The organism is uncultured Sulfitobacter sp. (assembly GCF_947497275.1).
Classification (GTDB): Bacteria; Pseudomonadota; Alphaproteobacteria; order Rhodobacterales; family Rhodobacteraceae; genus Sulfitobacter.
Genome location: NZ_CANMFS010000003.1, coordinates 458604 through 482358 on the forward strand (window position 1 = coordinate 458604; position 23755 = coordinate 482358).

Annotated in this window: 20 protein-coding genes and 1 pseudogene; 12 read left to right on the plus strand and 9 right to left on the minus strand. The window is 56.0% G+C overall.

All coding sequences use genetic code 11. The annotated features are described in order from the left end of the window. Window positions 1–5: 5 nt before the first annotated feature. Both arsB and Q1A06_RS09015 read right to left on the minus strand, forming a co-directional pair. A complete protein-coding gene (gene arsB / locus Q1A06_RS09010; protein WP_299561844.1) occupies window positions 6–1064 on the minus strand; it encodes an ACR3 family arsenite efflux transporter in 1059 nt (352 codons plus the stop codon). Next, window positions 1061–1603, minus strand: a complete 543-nt coding sequence (locus Q1A06_RS09015; RefSeq protein WP_299561847.1) for a hypothetical protein — start codon at window positions 1601–1603, stop codon at window positions 1061–1063. The genes arsB and Q1A06_RS09015 overlap by 4 nt, the downstream gene beginning before the upstream one ends. A 91-nt stretch (window positions 1604–1694) precedes the next feature. On the opposite strand from Q1A06_RS09015, the gene Q1A06_RS09020 reads away from it, so the two are divergent. From Q1A06_RS09020 to Q1A06_RS09070, 11 genes are all read left to right on the plus strand, one after another. Next, window positions 1695–2021: a metalloregulator ArsR/SmtB family transcription factor gene (locus tag Q1A06_RS09020; RefSeq protein WP_299561851.1), complete on the plus strand. Its 327-nt coding sequence runs from the start codon at window positions 1695–1697 to the stop codon at window positions 2019–2021. Window positions 2022–2607: 586 nt separating this feature from the next. After that, complete coding sequence (urtA, locus tag Q1A06_RS09025; RefSeq protein ID WP_299561854.1) at window positions 2608–3888, plus strand: urea ABC transporter substrate-binding protein; 1281 nt, start codon at window positions 2608–2610, stop codon at window positions 3886–3888. A 60-nt stretch (window positions 3889–3948) separates the two neighbouring features. Further along, the gene (gene urtB, locus Q1A06_RS09030) at window positions 3949–5901 is read left to right on the plus strand and encodes an urea ABC transporter permease subunit UrtB (protein WP_299561858.1); all 1953 of its coding nucleotides are present in this window, start codon (window positions 3949–3951) and stop codon (window positions 5899–5901) included. 3 nt (window positions 5902–5904) lie between these two features. After that, window positions 5905–7137: an urea ABC transporter permease subunit UrtC gene (gene urtC / locus Q1A06_RS09035; protein WP_299561861.1), complete on the plus strand. Its 1233-nt coding sequence runs from the start codon at window positions 5905–5907 to the stop codon at window positions 7135–7137. Further along, on the plus strand, window positions 7134–7874 hold the full coding sequence (urtD, locus tag Q1A06_RS09040) for an urea ABC transporter ATP-binding protein UrtD (RefSeq protein ID WP_299561864.1): 741 nt from the start codon (window positions 7134–7136) through the stop codon (window positions 7872–7874). Before urtC ends, urtD begins: the two co-directional genes overlap by 4 nt. 3 nt (window positions 7875–7877) lie before the next feature. Next, window positions 7878–8573: an urea ABC transporter ATP-binding subunit UrtE gene (gene urtE, locus Q1A06_RS09045; protein ID WP_299561866.1), complete on the plus strand. Its 696-nt coding sequence runs from the start codon at window positions 7878–7880 to the stop codon at window positions 8571–8573. Between the two features lie 336 nt (window positions 8574–8909). Continuing rightward, window positions 8910–9710 (plus strand): hypothetical protein, encoded by an 801-nt coding sequence (locus Q1A06_RS09050; RefSeq protein WP_299561868.1) that lies wholly within the window; start codon window positions 8910–8912, stop codon window positions 9708–9710. Beyond that, window positions 9700–10419 carry a SprT family zinc-dependent metalloprotease gene (locus tag Q1A06_RS09055; RefSeq protein ID WP_299561870.1) on the plus strand — a complete coding sequence of 240 codons (720 nt, stop codon included), beginning with the start codon at window positions 9700–9702 and terminating at the stop codon, window positions 10417–10419. The genes Q1A06_RS09050 and Q1A06_RS09055 overlap by 11 nt, the downstream gene beginning before the upstream one ends. Before the next feature lie 254 nt (window positions 10420–10673). Next, window positions 10674–11249 (plus strand): hypothetical protein, encoded by a 576-nt coding sequence (locus tag Q1A06_RS09060; RefSeq protein ID WP_299561872.1) that lies wholly within the window; start codon window positions 10674–10676, stop codon window positions 11247–11249. After that, complete coding sequence (locus Q1A06_RS09065) at window positions 11243–11662, plus strand: hypothetical protein (protein WP_299561874.1); 420 nt, start codon at window positions 11243–11245, stop codon at window positions 11660–11662. Before Q1A06_RS09060 ends, Q1A06_RS09065 begins: the two co-directional genes overlap by 7 nt. Window positions 11663–12088: 426 nt before the next feature. Next, entirely contained in the window at window positions 12089–12400 is a 312-nt protein-coding gene (locus tag Q1A06_RS09070; RefSeq protein WP_299561876.1) for a hypothetical protein, read from the plus strand. Between the two features lie 393 nt (window positions 12401–12793). Here Q1A06_RS09070 and Q1A06_RS09075 read toward each other — a convergent pair whose 3' ends face one another. The 7 genes and pseudogenes from Q1A06_RS09075 to Q1A06_RS09105 all read right to left on the minus strand — a co-directional run. Further along, window positions 12794–13207, minus strand: a complete 414-nt coding sequence (locus Q1A06_RS09075; protein WP_299561878.1) for a hypothetical protein — start codon at window positions 13205–13207, stop codon at window positions 12794–12796. A gap of 124 nt (window positions 13208–13331) precedes the next feature. Further along, window positions 13332–13847, minus strand: a complete 516-nt coding sequence (locus tag Q1A06_RS09080; protein ID WP_299561879.1) for a hypothetical protein — start codon at window positions 13845–13847, stop codon at window positions 13332–13334. 622 nt (window positions 13848–14469) lie between these two features. Beyond that, window positions 14470–16293: a TniQ family protein gene (locus Q1A06_RS09085; RefSeq protein WP_299561881.1), complete on the minus strand. Its 1824-nt coding sequence runs from the start codon at window positions 16291–16293 to the stop codon at window positions 14470–14472. Beyond that, window positions 16293–17264 (minus strand): TniB family NTP-binding protein, encoded by a 972-nt coding sequence (locus tag Q1A06_RS09090; protein ID WP_299561883.1) that lies wholly within the window; start codon window positions 17262–17264, stop codon window positions 16293–16295. The genes Q1A06_RS09085 and Q1A06_RS09090 overlap by 1 nt, the downstream gene beginning before the upstream one ends. Before the next feature lie 2 nt (window positions 17265–17266). Next, the gene (locus Q1A06_RS09095; protein ID WP_299561885.1) at window positions 17267–19486 is read right to left on the minus strand and encodes a Mu transposase C-terminal domain-containing protein; all 2220 of its coding nucleotides are present in this window, start codon (window positions 19484–19486) and stop codon (window positions 17267–17269) included. Next, on the minus strand, window positions 19483–20175 hold the full coding sequence (locus tag Q1A06_RS09100) for a hypothetical protein (protein ID WP_299561886.1): 693 nt from the start codon (window positions 20173–20175) through the stop codon (window positions 19483–19485). The genes Q1A06_RS09095 and Q1A06_RS09100 overlap by 4 nt, the downstream gene beginning before the upstream one ends. Window positions 20176–20930: 755 nt before the next feature. Beyond that, window positions 20931–21478, minus strand: a pseudogene (locus tag Q1A06_RS09105) (DUF3883 domain-containing protein); the annotation flags it as partial. Between the two features lie 304 nt (window positions 21479–21782). Between Q1A06_RS09105 and Q1A06_RS09110 the strand changes: the two are divergent. Next, the gene (locus Q1A06_RS09110; protein ID WP_299561888.1) at window positions 21783–23486 is read left to right on the plus strand and encodes an AAA family ATPase; all 1704 of its coding nucleotides are present in this window, start codon (window positions 21783–21785) and stop codon (window positions 23484–23486) included. Window positions 23487–23755 lie beyond the last annotated feature (269 nt).

Below are 23755 nucleotides of genomic sequence, written 5' to 3' on the forward strand. Positions count from 1 at the left end.
GTCCATCAGCGAACGGTCGGTGCACCCGGAAACCGCGCACGGGTTCGGTTGGCGAAGGCGACAAGTGAAAGCATTACCGGCACCTCAACCAGAACGCCGACCACCGTGGCCAGCGCCGCGCCGGAGTTCAGCCCAAACAAGCTGATGGCCACGGCGACAGCAAGTTCGAAAAAATTGGACGTGCCGATCATCGCACAGGGGGCGGCAATCCGGTGCGGCACGCGCCAGAGGTAGGCAGCACCGTATGCGAGCGCGAAGATCCCGTAGGACTGGATCAGGATGGGGATCGCGATCAATGCTATGACTGCGGGCTTTCGCAAGATCACCTCTCCCTGCAGGCCGAACAGGATCGCGACGGTCGCGATCAGGCCAATGACCGACCACGGCTTGATCCGCGCCGTAAACGCGTCAATCCGCTCAGGCGTGCCAAGCATGCGGCGCGTGATTAAGCCCGCAAGCAGCGGGAGCAACACATAGAGCACAGTCGCCAGAACCAGCGTCTGCCAGGGCACGACGATGTCGGTCACGCCCAGCAGGAACGCCACGATCGGCGCGAAGGCCACCACCATGATCAGATCGTTTACCGACACCTGAACGAGCGTATATGTCGCATCCCCGCGCGTAAGCTGTGACCAGACAAACACCATGGCGGTACAGGGTGCTGCACCCAAAAGGATCAGCCCGGCCGTGTATTGCGCGGCATCCTGTGGGTCGAGGAAGGGCGCGAAGATATGCTCAAAGAAAAGCACCGCGAGAAAAGCCATGCTGAAAGGTTTGATCAGCCAGTTGACTACCAAGGTCACAAGCAAACCTTTGGGCTGACGCGCCACCCCCGCGACAGCGCCGATATCGACACTGACCATCATCGGATAGACCATGGCCCAGATCAGTAGCGCCACAACAAGGTTGATCGACGCGACCTCAGCTGATGCGATGGCGTTGACCAACCCTGGCGCGATCGTGCCGATGCCGATCCCGGCGATCATCGCCAGCGCCACCCAGACGGTGAGATAACGCTCGAACGGTCCCATTGGGCCGCTGTTCCTGGATGTCTGATCCGTCATCGCGTTTCCTCCGATGGTGCGGCAAATTCCGCCTGACTATTGGTGCCGACGGTAGTGCCCGATTGCGCGACGCGCGGGTGGGTATCGGCATCTCGAGTGGTATGAAGGTGGACAATATCCTTTCGCATGGGCGGCGCGACCGCGAACTGCGGTTCCTGCCCCGGTATCTTGCAATCAGCGACCGTATCGCCAGGCTGTTTCAACGGCTCGGTCCACCTCGCTTCCGCTGACATAGATTGCTGCTCGGACAGGTAACATGCACGTACCGCACGCTGGCTTGGGCGCGTTGTCGGACAGGATGCCGCGTGCGAGGGAGCCTGAGCATTTGCAACAGGATCACACGACCAAGAATCGTCCGTCTTGCGTGTGCGCACAAGGTCCGATACGGCGAGTCCGCTATCGTTTTCGCAATTACGCTGCACCGTGGTCGGGATCCAGCCGAAAACTGGCAGATGAACCGGACGATACACTCCGCGATGCACCGTTTGATTGTCCACGGTGCCGAAATCGGCTTTGAGCGTGATCAGCGGGCTGCACATGGCGTCTCACTTCGGAGTTTTCGGGTCACTTTCTAGGCTGGACCATCGGTTCGCACTGGTTAATCTTCGTTATTTCGGGTATTGACGAATTATGCAACAAGAAACCGCGATTGCCGCTTTTTCAGCGCTTGCGCACCCGACCAGACTCGCCGTGTTCCGCCTGCTGGTGGCTTGCGCTCCTGATGCTGTTCCCGCGTTGACGATCGCCGCGCGGCTTGAGGCAAAGCCCTCAACCCTGTCGGGACATCTCGCCATCTTGAAACGCGCCGATCTCGTGGCAAGCACCCGCCACCAGAGAGAAATCCGCTACGAGGCTAATCTGCAGACCGTCAACAGCCTTGTGGGATTTCTCCTGTCTGACTGCTGCGGTGGCCGCCTCAGCCGGTGTCAGGACATCCTGACGATGCTTAGCGACTAAAAGGCTGCTGGCGGTGTGTATCGCAACGAGGTGAGCGGATGCCACCAGATCTAGGCGCTTCAACGCCTCCGTCAGCTCCTTACCAGCGGGAGACGATTGGAAGCGATGAAGAAGCCGTGAGTAGCCTGCTTCTTGAAGCATTGACGGCATCCGGCCCAGGGGATGCTCTTTGCGCCGTCTGGCCCGATACGATGGCTTCGCGGCAATCCGAAAGACGCCGGAACGCGGGCATGATCGACCCGTCTCAAATGTGCAAAGATGTCATAAACAGGTGCGTTTGCGGCGTCAGCCGTTTCACGACGCTGCATTATTGTGCGCCAGCAGCCCGAACTGACCAAAAATTGAGCGCCGTCGGATGTAGCACGTGCACCGCGTAACATGCGGCTTGCCAGCCGTGCTGCGACGCAGAAACGATGAGCCCACCATCCCGGCCGTGCGACGTGCCGGTTCAAGTGTGTGGTAACCGGACGAAGTGAAGCCCGACCCGGCCACCACACGGATTGCAACAACAAGGTTGCAGGATCGACGTAGGACACCCGGCGCTGCCGCGCAAGATCCCCTGCGATGATCCCGCGAGGAGAACATCATGACTACCTTCAATTCCCTACTGGCAGGAACGCTCGCCTTTGCCGGTCTGGCAGTACCCGCCTTCGCGGCTGAATGTCCGATCAAGGTCGGCGTTTTGCATTCCCTGTCCGGCACCATGGCAATTTCGGAAACCACGCTGAAGGACACCATGCTGATGCTGGTAGAGCAACAGAACGCCAAGGGTGGCCTGCTGGGCTGCGAACTGGAAGCTGTGGTAGTCGATCCGGCGTCTGACTGGCCGCTGTTTGCCGAAAAAGCGCGCGAACTGCTGTCAGTGCACGAGGTCGACGTGATCTTCGGCAACTGGACCTCGGTCAGCCGAAAATCGGTCCTGCCGGTGGTCGAAGAGCTGAACGGCCTGCTGTTCTATCCGGTGCAATACGAGGGTGAGGAAAGCTCCAAAAACGTCTTTTATACCGGTGCCGCGCCAAACCAGCAGGCGATCCCGGCCACCGATTACTTCCTTGAGGAACTAGGCGTCGAAAAGTTCGCGCTGCTCGGCACCGACTACGTCTATCCGCGTACTACCAACAACATTCTTGAAAGCTACCTGCAATCCAAGGGCATCGCCGAAGATGACATCTTTGTAAACTACACGCCGTTCGGCCACTCCGACTGGTCCAAGATCGTGGCCGATGTCGTAGCACTGGGGGCTGACGGCAAGAAGGTTGGCGTGATCTCGACGATCAACGGGGATGCGAACATCGGCTTTTACAAGGAACTGGCCGCTGCAGGCATCTCTGCCGACGATATCCCGGTCATCGCTTTCTCGGTCGGCGAGGAAGAGCTTTCCGGGCTCGATACTGCCAATCTCGTCGGCCATCTTGCCGCGTGGAATTACTTTCAATCCGCCGAATCCGAAGCCAACACCGACTTCATCGAAGCATGGAAAGCCAAGATGGGCGACGAGCGCGTGACAAACGATCCGATGGAGGCCCACTACATCGGTTTCAACATGTGGGTGAACGCGGTCACTGCGGCGGAAACCACCGATGTCGATGCCGTCCGTGCCAAGATGTACGGACAGGAATTCCCCAATCTCACGGGCGGGACCGCGGTCATGCTGCCGAACCATCACCTCGCAAAACCAGTGCTGATCGGTGAGATCCAATCGGACGGGCAATTCGACATCGTCAGTCAGACCGCCGAAGTACCCGGTGACGCATGGACCGACTTCCTGCCGGAAAGTGCTTTGCTGACCTCCGACTGGAAGGACTTGAACTGCGGTATGTACAATACCGAAACCGAGACCTGTGTTCAGACCCTGTCGAACTACTGATGACCGAAACCGGGAAGAGGAAGGGGCGCCGTGTCCCTTCCCACCTCGAGGAAACCTCACATGAAATATCTCTATGTCGCGGTGCTCGCTCTTGCATTGACCAGCACCTTCGTGCGCGCTCAGGAAGCGCCGACGCAGATGATCCTGCAAGAGCAAGCGCCGCTGATCATGGAAAACTCGCGCCGGACGGTTGCCCCGGCCATCGCTGCGGTGTCGGACAGCGGATTACCGCAGGCGCAGGACGTTCTACAGGCATGGCAGGCCAAGAACCTTTGGCAACGCAGCGCGGACGGCCTGTTCTTTCGCGCCACGAAGACCGAGCAGAACGATTACGCCCTTTATGACTTCGACAGCGGCGAGATCGTGGGCACCGCCCTTTCGTCGGACCTTGAACAAATCAAGCCCAACAGCGGCATCCGTGCGCTGATCGGCTCAGCACTCGTACGATTCCAGTTGCAGGACCCTGATCCGAAACGGCGGCGCGCGGCGCTGACGTCGGTGCAACGCAACCCCGGAGAAGATCTGCTGGCCCCGCTGAGGGAATCGCTTGCCGCAGAGCCCGACCCCGAGATTCTCGCGCTAAAGCAGCGAGCCGAGCGTCTGTTGACGATGGCTTATGACGCCGACGAAGACCGACGGATCGCTGCGGTCTCGCAAATGGCAGGCGATCTGGGCGTCGATGTACGCGCCACGCTGAACCCGATGCTGAGCACCCGCCAGGCCGTTTTCGCAGGACCGCCACCCGAGGCTCTCAACATTGCCGAAACCCTTGTACCGGGTGAGACCATCGAGACCTCGGAAGCCTACGACATCCTCGTCGCGGCTGATCTGGCGCCGCCACGCGTCACTGCTGCGCAGATACGCAACGCATTGGCACAGCATATCGAGGGCGGGACGGTCGGCGGTGTGCCGGTACACCGGCTTGATGATCCCGACATGCGCCTGCAGGCCTATGCCGCGCTGGCCGAGTTGGGCGATGTTCCCCCCGCCCCCGGTCCAGTGCAGATTGCGCAGACGCTTGCCGCGCATAGTTTTGTCGAGGTCTACGTCGAGCCTTCGACGCGGGTGACCGATGCGGCGTCAGAGGCGCTTGATACCATTGCGCTGACTGTCGGCGCGAACCAGGCGGTTGACCTGATCCTCGACGGGTTGTCGCTGACCTCCATCTATTTTCTCGCGGCGATCGGGCTGGCCATCACCTTTGGCGTCATGGGGGTCATCAACATGGCCCACGGCGAATTCATCATGATGGGCGCCTATACTGGCTACGTTGTGCAGCAGATCGTCCCGAACCACACTGCCAGCATCCTTCTGGCGATCCCGCTGGCCTTCGCAGTCACCTTCGCCGCCGGTGTGTTGATGGAACGGCTGGTGATCCGATGGCTCTACAACCGCCCGCTCGAGACCTTGCTCGCCACCTTCGGTGTATCCATCGCGTTGCAGCAATTGGCCAAGAACATCTTTGGCACGCAAGCAAGGCCGTTGACCTCTCCGGAATGGCTCGACGGGGCGTGGGCAATCAACGATGTGGTCGCTATCAGCTATATTCGCATCGCGATCTTCGTACTCGCCGGGTTCTTCCTCTGTGTCTATCTTTTCATCATGCGGCGCACCCGGTTAGGGTTGGAGACCCGTGCAGTGACCCAGAATCCGCGCATGGCCGCCTCGATGGGGATCAACCTCAACAAGGTGAACATGCTGACCTTCGGACTGGGCTCCGGCATTGCCGGTGTGGCAGGTGTGGCCATCGGGCTCTTTGCCAAGGTCACATCGGAACTGGGCAGCGACTACATCGTGCAGAGCTTCATGACCGTTGTCGTGGGCGGTGTCGGCAATATCTGGGGCACTCTGGCCGGGGCAGCGATGATCGGCTTCCTGCAGAAGGGGATCGAATGGTTCAACCCGTCCAACACGTTGGCGGCGCAGACCTTCATGATCGTCTTTATCATCATGTTCATTCAGTTCCGGCCTAGGGGCATCATTGCCCTCAAGGGCCGCGCGGCGGGAGATTGAGATTTGCAAAGAGCTTATCAAGGGCGCAACCGTTCGACCGTGATCTTCCTCGTGCTGCTGGCGGTCTTCACCCTCACCGTCACCGTGCTGTCCGAAGGGGTCGGAAACGGGATGATCTCCACCTCGTTCGTCAAGACGTTGGGCAAGACGCTCTGTCTGGCACTGGTCGCGATCTCAATGGATCTGGTCTGGGGCTATGCGGGCATCCTCAGCCTTGGGCATTTCGCCTTCTTCGGACTGGGCGGTTACATGGTGGGTATGTGGCTGATGTATGAGCGGACCCGCGAGATTGTTGCAACCTCGCTGGCCGACGCGCCGATCCCTCCTACCGCACAGGAGGTGTCGGACGCCGTGGCCAATCAGATCTTCGGAGTGGTCGGCAGCGCGGAATTCCCGCTGATCTGGGCATTTGCAGACAGTCTGGCCGCGCAGCTTCTGCTTGTCGTGCTGGTGCCTGGGGTCCTGGCCGGTGTCTTTGGCTGGCTGGCTTTCCGCAGCCGGGTTGCAGGTGTCTATTTGTCGATCCTGACCCAGGCGATGACGCTGGCGCTGTCACTCTATCTCTTCCAGAACGACAACGGCCTGCGCGGCAACAACGGCCTGTCCGGTCTGCAGAACATTCCAGGCCTTGCGGACGTGCCGCAGGCGCTGGTCTCGGTCTGGTTTTTCTGGGGCGCGGCCTTTGCACTGGGTGCGGGTTATTTGCTCGCGGTCTGGGTCGTATCCGGCAAATTCGGATCCGTGCTGCGTGGCATCCGCGACGATGAAGCACGGGTGCGTTTCCTCGGCTATCCGGTCGAGACCTACAAGCTGGTCCTTTTCACTGGCACGGCCTGCCTCGCGGGCATTGCAGGCGCGCTCTACTACCCGCAGGCGGGCATTATCAACCCGGCAGAACTGGCCCCCATCGCCTCGATCTATCTGGCGGTCTGGGTGGCTATCGGCGGGCGTGGGCGGCTGTATGGCGCGGTGATCGGCGCGGGTTTGGTCAGCCTCGTTTCCTCATGGTTCACGGGGGGTCAGGCCCCTGACGTGCCGCTGGGCTTTTACACCATCAAATGGGTGGACTGGTGGCTCGTGGTCCTGGGCCTTTCCTTCGTGATGGTAACCCTCTTCGCCCCCAAGGGAATTGGCGGTCTGTTCGACCTGCTGGAACGGCGCATCGCGCCCGACCGCCACGGCGCCGACCTTGGCCCTGACCAGGGCGCTCTGCGCGAGAAGGAAGCGAGCGAATGACCTCCTTGCTAGAAGTTTCCGGGGTCTCGGTCAGCTTTGATGGCTTTCGCGCGATCAACAACCTGTCGTTCCATATCGGCTCGGCCGAGATGCGTGCCATCATCGGACCAAACGGCGCGGGCAAGACGACTTTCATGGATATCGTAACCGGCAAGACCAAACCGGACGAAGGCCGCGTGATTTGGGGCGAGCGGAGCCTGTCGCTGCTGGGCCTGTCAGAGGCACGGATCGCCCGCGAAGGCGTTGGGCGCAAATTCCAGAAGCCGACGGTTTTTGAAGATCAAAGCGTGCAGGAAAACCTGTTGATGGCGCTCAGGAACCGGCGCGGCCCCTTCTCTGTCCTGTTTTACAAAACGCGACCGGACCATCTGGCGCGGGTTGTGGAACTGGCCGAGGAGATCGGCCTTTCGGATCAGTTACAGCGCACCTCCGGCGAATTGAGTCACGGCCAGAAGCAATGGCTGGAGATCGGCATGCTGCTGGCACAGGAGCCGCGGCTGCTGCTGGTCGATGAACCCGCAGCCGGGATGACCCCGGCGGAGCGAGAACATACCACCAACATTCTGGTCGAGGCGGCAAAGACACGCGCCGTAGTCGTGGTGGAACACGACATGGAATTCGTACGCCGCCTTGGGTGCAAGGTCACGGTGCTGCACGAAGGCGCGGTGCTGGCAGAAGGCAGCCTTGACCATGTCACGGCCAACAAGGAGGTCATTGATGTCTATCTGGGACGCTGAATCATGCTGAGCGTGCAGGACCTGACGCTGCATTATGGCCGCTCGCAAATCCTCAACGGCATCAGCTTCGAGGCAGAGCGTGGCGAAGTCACTTGTGTAATGGGCACCAACGGCGTGGGCAAAACCAGCCTGATGAAGGCAATTTCTGGTGTCCATGCGCGATCCGGCGGCACGCTCACGCTCGACGGCGAAGTGCTTCCCGTACTGCCAGCCCACCAGCTTGCCCGACGCGGGATCGCTTATGTGCCGCAGGGACGCGAGATCTTTCCGCTGCTGACGGTAAAGGAAAACCTTGAAACAGGATTTGGCTGTCTGCCTCTCGCGGACCGGCGGATCCCTGATGAAGTATTTGATCTTTTCCCGGTGCTGCACGAGATGAAGTCACGCCGCGGTGGCGACCTGTCCGGGGGGCAGCAGCAACAATTGGCCATCGCACGTGCCTTGATCACCCGGCCTAAACTGTTGCTGCTGGACGAACCCACCGAGGGTATTCAGCCCAACATCATCCAACAGATCGGACGGGTCATCGGGCAACTCCGCGAGAACGGCGAGATGGCAATCGTATTGGTGGAGCAGTACTTTGAGTTTGCCTACGAATTGGCTGATCATTTCGTCGCACTACGACGCGGCGAAGTGATCCTGCAGGGCGACAAGGGTCAACTCTCGAAAGGTGACCTCCTGTCGAAAGTGTCTATATAGTCAGAGGCACCCGGATCGCGGCCTATCCACTTCGGATCGGCGTCGTGATACGCGGATGATGTCTGACGTCAGCGACCGAACTTGCCCCCATCCTCCATGCCGCCCGGAAATTTCCGGAAACACCGCTGGAAAATCCAACCCAAGGCTGGAAGTATCTCAATACGGAAATATGTTTCTTGGAACTGAAACCCGCTGTGTTTTTCGAACACGCTGTCTCATGGAAAGGAGGGTCCCTCCAGTTGAACCCGCGAGCAACTGTTCACCTGAAGGTGCGCAAATGCACCGTGCGATGATATCTTTGCCTACTTCTCCAGCCCGCAAGGCATCGAAAACGATTTGGACTCCGAAGAAAAAGCCCGGCGGCGCCAAGGCCTCTACAAGATCGCTGGTCGTTATGCTCGCGCCTACGCGAACATCGCGGCCGAACCCGATAGCTCAGACTTCAACGATCTGGAACTGGGCGAATTTCGGCGTGAAGTGGAGAACGCCATCGGGATCAGAGATGCCGTCAGACTTCACAGCGGAGACGCAGTAGATATAAAACTTTATGAGCCTGCCATGAGGCACCTGATCGACAATTACATACGTGCCGACGACTCTAAAATCATCTCTCACCTCGACGACATTAGCCTTATAGATTTGGTCATCAGCAAAGGAGCCGCTGCCGAAGACGATCTTCCGCCGGCGTCCAAGCGCAAACGCGAGAACGTTGCCGAAGCCATTGAAAACAACGTCCGTAAGCTGATCATCGAAGAGACGCCGGTCAACCCACGCTTCTATGAAAAAATGTCTGAGCTTTTGATCGATCTGGTGCGCCAGAGGCGTGACGAGGCCAGCGAATACGAGGAATATCTTGAACGTATCGCGGCGCTGGTGAGGAATGCGAAGGCAGGTCACGGCAAAGAGTATCCCGAGACAATCACCAGCCCAGGCAGAAAGGCGCTATATGACAATCTTGGGGATAATGAAGCGTTGGCGTTGGAAGTCGACCGAGCAGTGCGCGAAACAGCCCCCTTTGGCTGGCGCGGAAGCGCGATGAAGGAGAGAAAAGTTCAGCGATGCCTCGAGCGAATTCTTGATGATCCTGACGCTGTGGTGCAGGTCTTTGAGTTTCTGAAGAACCAGCATGAATACTGAAATGTCTCAGATTGGCGGCATTGAGGTCGAGATCGTGCGAAAGGCTATCAAGAATTTGCATATAGGCTGCTATCCACCGGAGGGGCGCGTGAGAGTCGCCGCCCCGCTTGGCGTGAGTGGTGATGCGATCCGGATTGCCGTTCTCACCAAAATGCAGTGGATTATGCGCAAGCAGTCACAATTCCGGAAGCAGGAGCGACAGACCGAGCGTCGCTTCATCTCAGGGGAAACGCATTTTCTCTTTGGCAGATCACTTCGACTTGAGGTTAGAGAATGGGACAAAAAGGTCCACCAGATCTCACGACAGGGCAGTGATCGCCTGATCATGAAGATACCATGCAACACCACGACTGAACAAATGAGACGTTGGATGGATATTTGGCTCAAAGCCAGCCTACGGACTTATGCGGCACCCCGCATCTCATTTTGGGCTGATCGGCTGGAACGACGCCCCGAGAAATGGGGCATTCGCATGATGAAGACGAAATGGGGCAGTTGCAATCCTGATAAGAGGATCATCTGGCTAAATTCAGAACTCGCAAAAAAACCAGAGCGTATGATCGACTATGTCGTTCTGCACGAGATTGCGCACTTGGTTTCTCCTCGGCATGACACGCGGTTCACGGAAATTCTTGATCGCGAGATGCCGCGATGGAGGGAAATCCGGAAAGAGCTGAACTCCCTTCCGATACCTGCTTGGGCCCGCTGATGAGATGTAGAAGAGAACACCGATCCGGGGCTGATTCTCGTCGCCAGAAGTTATCGCACCAAGCAGGGATTGCTTCCGCTTCCTGCTCTATCAGGCTATTAGGTAATATTAGAATTGGACGGGTTCGGATGAACGCAAGCTTCCATCCATGAAACTACGACGGTGGTGGCCCGAGTTCAATAATGTTAATGCAAATTCGCCAAATTTGGGCATGTGATCCACTTTGGTCGTCAAAAATAATGAGAAGTTTTCTTATGTCGGTCAGCCTGAAAACACAAAAAATACTGTGGGGCAAAGCCGCCGCACGCTGTGCCATGCCAGATTGCCGCCGCCGGCTCGTCGAAAACAATAGTGAGACCGATGACCCTACGCTTGTCGGCGAAAACTGCCACATCGTCGCGGAAAAAGATGGCGGGCCGCGTAGCGATCCGAAAATGCCAGTCCAGGACGGCGATCGCTACGCCAACCTTGTTCTTCTTTGCAATGTGCATCACAAGATCATCGACGACAACGAAGCAATTTGGACAGGCGATCGCCTAAAGACCTTGAAATCTGAGCACGAGTCTTGGGTGGAAGAGTCTCTCGATCTCGACACCGCCAAAATTCGTGATGACACTGTTTATGCCGATTACGTAGACGAATGGGTCGGCTCTCTCATCTGGACAGTTGCACAGTATGGAGCAGTTGGGTGCTCGGGTCCGGGCAGCCGCGGATATTCGCTGAAGTTGATGACGAATTCAGGACGTTGCGACAGTGGCTATTGGGCCGTGTCTGGCCCGGCCGCTATTCGTCACTTGAAAGCGCATTTCGCAATTTTGGGCGAGTGCTAAGTGATCTTCAAGAGGTCCTACACAAGCATCTGGAGCCACGGCGCAACGATGGTGAACTCACCACGCGCAAATTCTACCAAATTGAGGAGTGGGACCCGCCGCTCTATTCTAAGCTTGCGGCGCAATACGACTTTCACGTGGATATAGTTTCCGACCTATTGCTCGAGCTCACACGTGCGGCTAACCTCATTTGCGACGAAGTCCGTCAGCATCTTTCGCACAACTTCCGCTTATTGGACGGAAATGCAGTTGTGCAGCGCGGGCCCGACCAGGAGCTGCGCTGGGTCGAGTTCGTTCCGCGCTATTCTCAGAAAGAAGCCTCTGAACCTACCCCATACCCCGGCCTATTGATCTTCTACAGCGATCGCGAAAATAGAGATTGGTCAATTGGTAAAGGAATTGCCAAACAATGAAGAAATGGCACCGACTATCGTTTTAATGCTGTCCACAATATCTACGATAGGTCGACATGTAGCTCGCTCTCGCGAATGAGCAGGGCGGCTTTGCTGGCTGAGTTCGAATAGCCGTCATTAAAAAGGTAGATATTCCTCAAGTCAGGGTTCGGGAAGCTGGGAGGTGTTCTTAGGTTAGCCTTTCAGAACCCGGTTGGGAAGCTTGCCAGGTCTCAGCGCGACTGGCTGACAAGTCTTACGCCGCCTCTTGCACCAACGGCCGCTATGCGCAGCGCAATGTTCTCAAACAGACGTTTTCGACAGTAGAGCATCAGTAGCAATCTGATCATGCCCATTAGTTTGCGTTAAACCTAATCCTCATGTTGTATGTGATTTATCCGCAGTAAGATATTTAGGGAAGCAAAATGGGCGTTGTCAAACGCTCTGATGATGGAGATGGAAGAAGCTCAATGGGAAACGAGTGATGTTTCGTTCTATTGTCCGGAATGCAAGATGGATGTCGATGGAACAGTTGATCTGCCGATTGTTTATGACAACGGAGACCGCACACACCTTCCTGTTAATGTGCAGTGCTTCAGCGGTAGACATAAATTTGATGGTTGGGTCAAGACGAACTGGGATAGCTGTGAAATAGAACTTGATGAGTATCCCGAGATAATCATTAAAGCAGCCCCGATGCGGGGATATGCCAGTGAAATTGATGACTATGACCACGATTATTATGAGTGGTCCATCTGAATGATGGCCTCGGACGCAGGTGGGAGATAGCCATATCGACGGTACTGGCACGTCCAAACCTACAAAGTAGACCGTCTCGTCTTGCTCAGATTGTAGCAAGCACTTTATTCTATCGAGAGTCTAACCTCACCTGCTGGCCAGCCAGATAACCGATGCTTAGTCCCGCGATCTATGAAATTGCCCATCACCTGATTTCGCGTTTGCAGCGAAAGACCGGTCTGACGGGCCGCACTGCAGCACTCCGTTTACTGGGTGAATGGCAACTATGGGCCGAGATCGTCTACTCAGATGGTAATCTCCCCATTAAAAATGGGGAGTTTACCCTCACTCCCCTATCTCTATAGAACGACAAACACCCCGAGCGGTATTGCTGCTCGGGGTGTCCCTCTTTTTTTAGGTACTCATAATGTCCAGCAAACAACGGTGTGCAGCGACGTGGTCGAGCACACCGTCGCGGCTGTTAAGAAAATCTTGGAACAGGTATAGCAGTTCGATGAGTTCATTACCGCGGTCGGAATAGACTGGTGTATCACGGGTTTCGCCACGTGGGCCGAAGTCATCGTACCCCGTTTCCTCGTACTGTTCTTCACTGCCCAGGAATTCCGAAGCAATACAACGCTCCAAAATATCCATGACGGCGTCGAAACCACCTTCATCAGCTTCATCGAAGGGTTGGCGATCTTTCAGGCGCGCAAAGCAACGCGACACGAACGCAACATTCTTTGCGGTGTCGCCAAGGTGAAGCGCTTTGGCCCGCTCGGCGACCTGCCTCCCCAAGCCTACGGCCTCGGCTGCCAGATCGTCCATGTTCTGTTTGTTGTAAAGCACGTGCATCGTCGTGATACCCCTATAATTGATTGTCGTTCATTGGGGCGCCCGGGATGGCCGCCCCTTCAAGACAGCCGACCCCGTCTGGGTCGGCTCTCGGGGATCACGCGACTTGCGGCAATTCCTGCAAGGCGTGGCAACGAACGTCACTTGTGGGTTCGTTCTCACCGATCTGCCGCAGCAACGATCCGAGCTTTTCGGACAACTCACAGCAATCATCGACGAATTCAGAAGCAGGATTTATCTGAGCAAAGAGGCCGCACTCAATACGATCCGGATCGCTGACGTGCTCCAGCGTCAGCAACTTGTGAAAGTCCACAAGTTGGCTGCTTTGAGCCCGTGCTAACCGCCGCGTGTGCCGTACAGCTTCACAGAGCAGGAACACGCGGGCACTGGCTGCGGGGCCACCAAGCCTGCGAGCCGCCAAAGCCAAAGCGGTCCCATGATCCCGGAGAAACCGGCGGACGTGCATGAGGTTAGCGCAAGGCTTTTTGGTAGAGAAGGTTCTGTAGAAAGTCATCGGTTTCATCCCGAAAAGTGCTGCGCCAGACGGCAGCTCAAGAAGCCCATTCCCTCCTATCAAAAGGCAATCTTGCCAGACACGCTGTAGCAGCAGCATTGTCTATCGGTCTGGCATTTGTTGATGTTTGTTTTGGTTCGGCCTCACCAGAGTATCCAGATCTTCGCGGCCTCAAAAGAGGGCCCGCGCAAGATCTGGAAATCAGGTGAGAAGGCAGCGGTCAAAGTATATCAGATATTTACGCTACAAGATTTGCAGCTCTTTACCCAGCCACCACGATTTGCGGTGCAATGACAAGGCAATCTTCTTGATGCGCTGTGTCGCTTGCACCGCCAGATCACGCTTATTGATCCGTTTTGGCCGAATATTCTCATTCGGCCAAAACTATTTTAATTCAGAAGGTTAGGCACTCATGGCAAATCTAATCCCGTTTCGTGGCAAACAAAACTGGGGGGTTTGGCATAACTATGCCCGTATCGACATGTTCCGGCAACCGAATAATAGCCACTAAACCCACCTAAGTCATTGTTTTTATTCAGGGGTAAGAACGAACCGGCCAATAGGTTAGCCATTTTGCAAGCAATATAGGTCCACTCGCATACGGCACGAACCAGCCCAATGAGAATTGTCAAACTCTGGAGGAATTTTGCAAACAAAAAAGCCGCCCTATTGGGCGACTTTGGAGTTCGAATATGAGATTGGGCTTGTAAGCCCCATTATGTTAAGTGAACAGATCCAGCTTGAGAACGCTGGCTCGATAGAAGTCCACACCAATCTCAGCTTTGGTCAAAACAGGCCGAATACCTCGACGCTTCAACTGGTTGACGACCTCTCTTACCTGAAGGCCATGGTGCTCGGCGATCCGCGCCGGATGGATGAAGTTGCATTTGAACTCGGCGACGACCTCCGGGTTGAGCCTTGGGATGCGATGGACATCATCCGGTCCGGCGATCCATTCGATGGTCAGGCTCACCTCCTCAGGACAGCGGTCCACCAAACGCCATCCAATGTCCTTCGGAATCTTCAGCGCACCGAAGGCGGCCATTGGTGAGAGCCCCTCCGTGCAGACTGCGGCGTGCCGCTTGACCTCTATCGTATCCACGCGGAGCGCACCTACTCCGTCATGACCTTCCAAGTGAAAGACGCTTTCGAGAAATCCCCCGAGAACCATATGCACCACGGTCACGGCCGGCACTTTGGCCTTCTCCGCGGCCTTCGAGATCGGGACCAGTTCATCGGTTTCGGCATCCAGTTTGACCGCTCTCGCGTGCAGCTTGCCAACCAGCATGGCAATCTCCTCGCAATCTACGGCCTTCTGGGTGTGCCCCTTAGTTCCCGGCCTCCCGTAGTAGATGGGAGTGATCAGCCGCTCTTCAAAAAGCTGATCGATCAGCGGACGTGCACAACCCAACGCTTTGGGCAATGAGACCACATGAACTGTTCGCTTGACGCGACCGGCAACCTCACGCCCCTCATGAACCGGGATAGGATAATGGGCCGACGCATTTTGCGGTAAGACTTCTGCCGCAACCAGCACATCGCGCAGGGTTCGAGAGTCGAGATCCTGCTCTATCGCCAGCGAGGCCACGGTGTGCAACCGGCGTTCGGTCAACTTGTCCCCCAAAACCTCTTTCCCGGCGGGTAGCGCAATGTTCTCTGTAATGATCTTGCGCAGAATGCGCGCGATATCCCCTGGATCCTTGTCGGATTTGGAATAGGCCAGCGCTTCATAAAAGCGACCGAAAATTCTGCGCGGCCCGGGGGTGCCGGTTGTGGCGTCAAATTTCCGGATTTGCGCCATCAGCGCCTCTTGGATCCCTTCCTCACCGCGGGACGTGAACCCGAAACCGATATGTCCAGCATGATCCCAGTCATCCGCCGTCAGCTCCGGCAACTTCTGCTCAGGTCCGAGTTCGAGAAGTACCCCCAAAAGCTCTGTCGCTCTGACTGCCTGCTCCAGTGACTGCGCATCCAGCCACTCGGGACCAGCCTCTCCATTGAGACGGTTGACGGCATATTCCTGCAGCGGCGAGACTGGGCGCCGCTTTGCTTCGGCAACCAAAGCTTGAAGTTGTTCACCACGCTCGGGAACACGGCGCTCAAGCTCGTGAAACGGATCGGTCCATTTGCGCTTGGCCCGGCGCGTCAGCGCAATTTCATGACGAGGGCAAGTCCTAACAACTGACAAGGTCCATAGCCAGCGACCACGGCGCCCAGCCTCTTCGTCATCCTCGGCAAGGCATGCCGCGCAAAATATGGTATGAGGGTTTGCCAAGAACTCTGCGGTGACCAGCTCACCGCGAAGATCGTAGCGACGTTCCCCAACCGGAATGGCGACATTGGCGTGCAGTTCATCGAACGGAACGCCGGAGATCTCAGCCAGACGTACAATGGCGCCTTCTTTATTGGCGGCCATGTCCTGCGACTTGACCCCAATATCTTTTAGGAATGCGATGACCTCATCTCCGATATGAAACTTCGCCAATCGGCTTGCGTATGAGAGCGGGCTTTCATCGAGAATGAATGGCAGATTGGGCAAGAGCATCAATACGCTCCTCCGCCGGAGAATTTGGCCTCACTTAAATCGATCTTGGCCCATTGGCGTGCCAGAAAGACGTTCTGGCCTACGCCACAGCCTTCTTGCATGCCCCAGCTCTCCGCAAAATGTTGCAGGGTCAATTCATCGGCATCATCCAGTGCCGCCGCTTCAAGCGCCGCGAGGATGTTTTCCATGCAGCGACCGAAGCGGTTGCGGCTGGCGTGGACCAACCGATCCACAAGATCATCTTCTGAGGGCGGTCGCATGCCGACCGCGTGGCAGAAATCCGTAATGACACCAAACAGAGCCTTGCGATCAGAATGCGGGGAGACATCACCCAATGGCATCCGCCAGTAGCGGCGTGTGACCTGGGCATCACAGGATGCTATCTGCCAAAGGCTCTCGATGCCACTCAACACGACGCTAACCGCTCCGTCGCCCTGCATCAGGTTGCGGACCGTTTTCAGGAACACGTCGATCTTGAACCTGCTGCCGGCGCCAAAGAGGTCATGGGCCTCGTCGATCCAAAGGATCGCCGTGCCCCGCAGTTTGAAGTGGTGCCGCACTTTACGCATGAGGTCATCTTCGGTGACGGAGTTTGAGCGCGAAACCGGATATCCGCTTGCGCCCAGGATCTCGATGGCGAGGCTTTTGGCTGTCGCCGGGCTGGGCACGCGAACCCCGACCCAAGGTTGATGGACCGCATCGCGCGGCTGAAGCGCTGGATGGTTTTTGAGACCATGGTAAACCAGAGAGGTTTTCCCGCCGCCCGCGGGCTCCACCACGGCGATACCACGGGCATCGCCATCCTTAGTGTAGAGCCGCGGCGCTGCGATCAGGTTGCCATACTCATCGCGTTGTAAAAGCCGATCCAAATAGCTGCGGAACTGAACGTCCCGCGGTGTCGAGATATGCTTTTCCCGCAGCCGATCGACGGCTGCGAGTTTTGCGTTGATGGGTGAGATTGTCGTGTTCATGTTTATTTATCCTCCATGGACCAATCGCTGCTGTTGTCAGCCCCGTCGGCATCATCGCCTGGCTGAGAATCCGGAAATTGGATCGGACGAGGGTCGCCGGAAGAAGTTTCCGCAACGTCATCCCGATATTTTAGTTTTGAGGTTTCCGAAGTTGCTGAACCGGCCGTTGGAAGGCTCGTTCCCCAGTTACCTCGGTCTTCCTCATAGGGGCTTTTTGGCTCCGTCTCGGATATCGTGAAACCGATGAACAGGCGGTCGTCTTCATAATCCTCACGTTTTTCGGACCAGTCCTGCATGGTGAGGCCGACACGTGTCATGGCGGCGCTATTGGTTTCCTTGATGTAGTCGAGCGCCTGGCGCACTACAGCAAAGTTGACCTCGGCAGCCTGGGCATTCTGCGCTCGAATTTCCGCAGCGGCGTTAATCCAGTCCTGTGCCGAAACACCCTGATACCGATCAAAGACTGCGGGTATCTCATACCACCGCCCATTCAATTCGGCCCAAATCGCCCCGATGTCCTCAGGATACCACCGGATTGCGACTTTGCGATCCTGCGACTTTGTCATGAAGCGTGCCAGAACATGTGAGTGATAGCGAATTCCCAAGATAGTAATCCCCTGCTTGGTCACAGAGCGTTCCCGCTCTTGGCCAAAAATCAAACGTCGACGCCCAAGATCAGGCGGGGGCTGGACCCCGTATTTCTCTACCAGCCGGTTCCAGCAATCCAACGGCGTCTCACCGTCCAGCCCGCTATGGGGCGAGCGGTGATAGACGTCGACGACGTATCGAACCAAAACCGTGCAGAACTCTTCCGGGTTAAGGACCGCGCGTTCTTCAGATTCATAATCACCCCGCTTGACGCTGTTGCTAAAGGTGCGCCCGCTCAACCTGGGCATAAGCTGAGTTGCGAATGTACCGAACACCCGCTCGATGCGTCCTTTCAAATGCGGGTCGCCGGCCGGGCAGTACTCTACCGTAATCCCAAGGTCCGAGGTTCGGGCTTGGATCAAGCTTGAGATATTGTACGCCGCGCAATCCGTGACAATGACAGACGGCCACCCGAATTGGTTCCAAGCCGTGAGGCCACCACAGGCATCTCCCCAGACGCCCTTGTCTCGCATCATCATCTCGATCACGCGCAACGCGCTTTGAGAATTCGGCCTGCGCGATATGACCATCCCGACAATACAGCGGGTTGCGCAACAGATGGCTACGGTAATCCACCAGCGCGCCTTCTTCTTGTCGAGACCAAGCTTCTTTTTCTCTTCCTCGGTCAAATGGTGGTACAATCCACCTTCTGCCATGAGAGTGATCGCATCCACTTCCCACTCATCGAACTCGACCCTCTGCATAGGCCGCGCGACTTGCAGGCCCATGCCTACAGGGGCGAACTGACGGTTCGCTGCTTGGCGACCATGTCGAGACAAGGTGATGTCAAACGGATTAAGCTTGCGGATTGCCTGGCGCACGGTCTCGCGCGACGGGCAGACGATTTCCGGCTCGCCCTCAGCTCGGCGCCGCTCGTTTTCCTTGATAAAGGCGGTTTTCACGTCATCGAAGATGATTTTCTGGGACGGCCGCTGGTCGTTAAGGTAGTTGCCGACAACCTTACCCATGAGCATCAACTCGTCAGCGGTCATCCGGCGATCCCGGTTCCCGCGCTCCGCGCTCTTGTCGTAAAGACCAGGCAGGCCGAAACGACGCTCCCTTCTTTCCCATTCCAGCACAGTTTTCGCGCCCAGCTTTTTAGGAACAGCGAGATATTCGCTGTCGCCCTCGGGCTGTTCCCTTTCCATAATTTCGCCAGCCCGCATCCTGATGTACCCGAGGACAGGTCTGACAGACGTGGCGATCCGAGTGACGTCTTTGGTCTCGTCATTCAGAAGTTCACGGAAGGCTTTCACCACCGCAAAACGCATGCTCGCTTTCCTCTGCGCCTTAGTGCCGCGCAGTGAAAGGAGACCACCGTCCGGCAGAAGGCGCTGGCGTAGTTGCTCAGGCTGGAATTCGTTTGGTGTGCACTCAAAATTGCCAACCGCAAGGTAGCGGCTGATTTCGGCATTGGTCATAACCTGGGGTACGCCCGTACCTTTCGCCGCGACGAAAATGTGCCCCTCCTCTCGGGTCTGAAAGTAACGGTGCGGCTGGCCGCCGATGACGATGCCATCATATTCGGAGAACGAAAACTTGGGCTGTGCGGAACTGGGTGTGGTGGCGATCATTTGAAAATCCTCCGGCAGACGTAGGCTTCGTGCGCGATACGCACCTTGATGACGAGTTTGAGTTCGTGGGAGCGGATCAGCCGAACAATGGTCCGGAAGCCACGCGCGCTGAGACCTATGGCATCGACGAGATCCTGGATTTGCACGGAGGCGACCATTTCATTCATGATCCTGCGTCCAATCGCGTCGGCCTCAGGGTCGGGACGGCGCATTTCGTGCATCATCTCGGCGTTGAAAAGCTCGACGGGGTCGAGATCCCTCTCGGTCATAATGACCACATCATCCGCGAAATCCGGCGTGACCTGGGCTGCGATCTGTGCCAACTCGGCTTGAACTTCCGGCTGGCGGCGGCGGTATTCGGATTTCACCATGATCGCCCGGCGAGAGCCGTCGGCCATCAGAACACGGAAATCGAAATGATGCGTCGCAGTCTTGCCGTTCGGCTTCACCCATTTGAACGGCACCTGGTTCTCCAGGCCAGCCACATCAGGTCGTGCGATGGTCACCAGAGCCGTGCACAGTTCGGTGTGGCTCTCGATATCCATGGTTCGACCTTCGTCAGGCCCAAATGTGAACTGACCGGTGAAATGTGTGCGGCGACCTTTGGCGACCTTCCGGGTTGTTTGAATCCGCTCTGGCAACGCAAGTCCGCCATCTGACAAGTAATTCATGCTTTTTCCTTTTGGCATGAGGGTATCGCTCGTCGGAATTCACTCCGACGCTGCCCGAAGGCGGCGATACCGATTTCTGGTTTTGTTTGTTTGGGCTCCCGAGGATTCAGGCGGCCCTTGCTGCAAGCTTCACATCGGATGGGCTTGCGTATTTTTGTGGCTTATTCTGTTCCCTTGACCATATCGTTCATCCCCTCTTGGCTGTGGCCTCCCAATCATCGCCGAGTTCCGACGCTGTTGACTGAAAGGTTGGCTGACCGCCTGTTTCACGAAGAAAAATTTGCGTCCCGGTCGGTGTGATCTGCCGGTCAGCCTTCGCTTGAGGACGAGAAACTACCCATTGCGCGCTCCCCAACAACAGCTGATTTTGCGCAAAATAAATTTGCCGAAATCGTTTCCGTCCAAAATAAAATGATCCCAAGGGAACTCTAAAATAAGATCAAGCTATTGAAATAAATACGGAAATACCCACGCTCACTGAACAGCATCCGAGAGATGAGCCTGCCAAGAAAGTTGTTCTATGGCCAAGTCGACTGGAATGGCTCCAATCACTCGCTAAGCACGAGATAATTTTACAACACCTCATCCAGAATATCGAAAGCGGTGGAAGGGCCAGGGCACCGATACGGCTGCAAAACGATTCGTCAGGGGACGATTTAGCCCGCGGCGAAATCTAACCTTACGATACCCAAAGGCGCTTTCGGTGCCGGAATATCTGCGCCGATGCGCAGGGGGTAACTGACCTTGAGCGGTTTTAGCGTCTCGTTTCTCAATCACGACATTCCGATCTTTGGAGATCGAAATGACAAAGACCGCACGCGTGCTGACTTGTCGCCGGTTTGCAGCCATCCAAAGCTTGTTTGGAAACTCGTCTCGGTCAGGGATACATGCGCTTGCAGCGGTGGCCGCAATTCCAAAGCCTTTGGATCGCGCGCTAACTCATAGATACGTAGCAAGTGCCAATGCTCCCGCCGTTCCTCTGCGACCTCCAGTTCGTTTCGGGAGGTATGAGAAGGCGTAAGCTCCCACCCGTCGGCCGTTTTAACTTCGATCAGGCGATCATGCCCCTCCGGTGTGACGCTGGCAATGTGGCAGCCCATCCCATCGCCGTCTCCAGCGCACCCGCTCCGCGAGGTCATTCCGACCGTACTGGCTTAAAGTCACCCGCTCCTCACCGGCATATCCGAGCGCAGGGTTCCGTTCATCCCGGCCGGCGGCATCGAACCGTCGGGCGATGCGCTGCATATGCTCCAACTCATCCGGAGGTGGCGCATCTACGAAGGTTCGGTGCGACACCAATGAAGAGCGGCGCAGCCTCAGCCTGAGGCCTGATAAAGTACGAACAACGAACTGCGCGGCAGGCACACAGTGTGATCGCAGCCCAAACCAAATTTTGGCAACCCCAAAGGCGCGGCGTATCCATCTCGAACGGCGGAGCTGCAGTTCGCTGCGAGCAGTACAAATGGCGGCTCTTGATCGATAGATTTCCATGCAAGGTGTAGCGCACGATCTCGTGTTCGAGTATTGGGGGGAACTGGAATTGACACTGGTTGAGCTCGCGGTGGTCGGTATACTGGAGCTCGATAATCCAATGCTCTACCAAGATATTTTAAGTAAGAAATGTTATGAAAATAAGAACACTGAAGGTTGAGAAATTTCGCGCTGTAAGACATTCTGAAATTGAACTGAGTCAAGAAACCGCATTTGTTGGCCAAAACAGCGCGGGAAAGTCGTCTCTATTGAGAGCATTGAACGCATTTTTTAATTTTCCGGAAGAAAAGCGCGCCTTCGTGGAGGGCCGGCATGCATTCCATAAAACAACCACGGCAACGATAACCATTGGGTTCTCAAACGTTCCAGAGGACTGTGATCTACCTCGCCAAACGATAGGGGGGGAGGAAATCCGGGCACGTTTGAAGTATCGCAAGTCGGATGTTTGGCAAATTTGTGACAATGGCACTTGGGTGACTGCGCCTGGCGATATGCATCAGAAATTGTCGGAGCATATTCGATATGTTTACATCCCGATGAGGCGCGATCATGAAGTTTCTGGGTGGAGTGATACAGGTTTGCTCAAATCTGTCGTAAGTGCATGGCTTGAGCAACACACCCAAAACAGAGACACTATAAGCCCAAAGGTTACCGAAGTGAGCACCGCGATCCAGCGGCAAGCTTTCAAAAAACTCAGCAAGCAGATCCGCAGAGTCACGCCTCTGAACGGCAAATTTTCATTTTCCCTGGAATATGACCCTGCGCCGAACTACTCATTATTTCTCCAGGACCTTGTACTTCGCGTTTCTGAGGGTGACACCACCGTTGACTTGCAGGATTGCGGAAGTGGCACCCAGAGCATGACCGCATTTGGATTGTATTCTTACCTCGCCGAGTTACAGGGCAACACATACGTTCTTGGAATCGAAGAGCCCGAGCAAAACCTTCATCCACATGCGCAACGAGAGCTGCTCCAAAACTTGCGGAAATTGCCTCTTCAGGTTTTGTTCACGACCCACTCTACGGTAATGGTCGATGAACTGGACCATGAGGAAGTAGTCCTATGTCGACGTACATCTTCCACGACAAGAGGCGTTGAAGTGACGACAACGCAGATAAAAAGTGCGTTCTGGGCAGGTCAAGGCTTTGACCGAGAACGGTATTATCTCTTCCACCGGCAGCGTAATTCAGACTTCTTTTTTGCAAACCATATTGTTCTTGTGGAGAGTCCAATTGACGGCGAGGTGATCAAATATATACTCTCGGAAGAAGGCATAGATCAGTCTGCTTTCGCTGTTTCCATTTACAGCGTGGGGGGCGTCAAATCTTTACCGTACGCATTCATGCTTCTTCGTGAATTAGGTATGAGCTTTTCAATAGTAGTCGATAAAGACTACTTCATGCCCTACCTTAACAACGAACGAAAACAAAGCTTGAACCCAGCAGGCTTCCCTAAGTACCGCAAAGAACTAAAGGGCGATTCACTCCTGAATATAATGCTGCCTGATCCTGCTGACCAAGCGGATTTACTGGAGAAATTCCATTCTAATCATTCGCGGGCCATGGAGGTTTTGGACGCGATTGGTGTCTATTGTTTCCGTTGGGCGATGGAGATTGACTTAGTTGCATCCAACACTGCAGAGGGACTCATATATCATCAATTGAATATCCCGCCCGGTCAACAGAATACTCTTGAGCTCTTGTCCAACCGGGGGAAATCATTGAAGCGGCTTGAGACCGTGTTGTCCGTACTGAGGCAACTACCCAAGAGAAATTACCCGCATTCCTACGCTCGCATTCGCAAAAGCCTCCCAAAAGTGATAAAACAAGCGATCTAAGGGCGACCTGCCGCGTGAAAGTTGCTGAATATCATGTAAGCCTGAAGATGTTTTCGGACCCGGGCAATCGTCGACTATGGGCCGTTCAAGATAGTGATCAGAGACGGAAATGGCGCAATTTCTGCACTATGCGCATTTCCACGTGAGGGGCAGAAGGGACGCATTCTCTGCCCCATTCCCATTCCATCTGGATGTAAACGCTTTATGAATTACTCTTGGCGATCTGTTGGATAGAAGCGCTGCAGTATGCCCCTCAGGGCCCATCAACA